Raw genomic sequence first — 1,281 nt, forward strand, 5'->3', positions numbered from 1 at the left:
CCATCGGCGGGATCTTCGGTGTGAACGGCGAAATCCACGCACTGAAGGAGAACCACCGATGGCCTTGTCCCAGTCTGCCCTGTCTGAGTTGCTCGAAGCATTCCGCACCGGCGACGGCGTCGACATGATCCGCGAGTCGGTCCGCACCGTGCTCCAAGAGCTTGTCGAGTTCGAAGCCGCCGGCGTGATCGGCGCGGAACGCTACGAGCGCACCGAGGACCGGATCACCGAACGCAACGGCACCCGACCCAAGCTGCTGGCCACCAAGGCCGGCGACATCGAGCTGCGGATCCCCAAGCTCCGCAAGGGCTCGTACTTCCCCTCCATCCTCGAGCCCCGCCGCCGGATCGACCAGGCGCTGTACGCGGTGGTGATGGAGGCATACGTCCACGGCATCTCGACCAGAAGCGTCGACGACCTGGTCGTCGCGCTCGGCGCCGACTCCGGGATCTCGAAGTCAGAGGTGTCTCGGATCTGCGAGCAGCTCGATGAGTCGGTCGGGGCGTTCCGCACCCGACCCCTGGACCACACCGCGTTCCCCTACGTCTACCTCGACGCGACCTACCTGCACGTGCGCAACAAGCCCGGCAAGGGCGGCCAGGTCGTCTCGATGGCCGTCGTAGTCGCCACTGGGATCGCCGCCGACGGCAGCCGGGAGGTCCTCGGTGTTGATGTCGGGGACAGCGAGGACGAGACGTTCTGGCGCAGCTTCCTGCTCAGCCTCAAGCAGCGCGGACTGTCCGGGGTGCGGCTGGTGATCAGCGACCAGCACTCCGGGCTGGTGGCGGCGTTGAAGCGGTCCTTCCAGGGCTCGGGACACCAGCGGTGTCGGGTGCACTTCGCCCGCAACCTGTTGGCGCACGTTCCGAAGTCCCACGCCGATATGGTGGCCGCGGTGTTCCGCACGATCTTCGCCCAGCCCGACCGCGAGGCCGTCGCCGCCGCGTGGGACGAGGTCCGCGACCAGCTCGCCGCCTCGTTCCCGAAGGTTGGTCCGCTGATGGACGAGGCCAAGGCCGAGGTGCTCGCGTTCACGGCGTTCCCGAAGGCCCACTGGCGCAAGGTCTGGTCGACCAACCCGCTCGAGCGGGTCAACAAGGAGATCAAGCGCCGCTCCCGCGTGGTCGGGATCTTCCCCAATGCCGCGGCCGTGATCCGGCTCGTCGGCGCGGTCCTGATCGACATGCATGACGAGTGGATCGCCGGCGACCGCCGCTACCTCTCAGAAGAGTCCATGGCGCTGCTCAACGACCCCGTGGATACTGGTGAGCACGCCGCCAT

1 protein-coding gene is annotated in these 1,281 nt (G+C 67.4%); it reads left to right on the forward strand.

Features of this window, described 5'->3' with window-relative positions:
* Positions 1–58: 58 nt before the first annotated feature.
* A partial coding sequence (locus tag ACYU8V_RS22290; RefSeq protein WP_460850418.1) for an IS256 family transposase occupies positions 59–1,281 on the forward strand: 1,223 nt, incomplete at its 3' end.

It is taken from the genome of Nocardioides ultimimeridianus, from assembly GCF_054777895.1.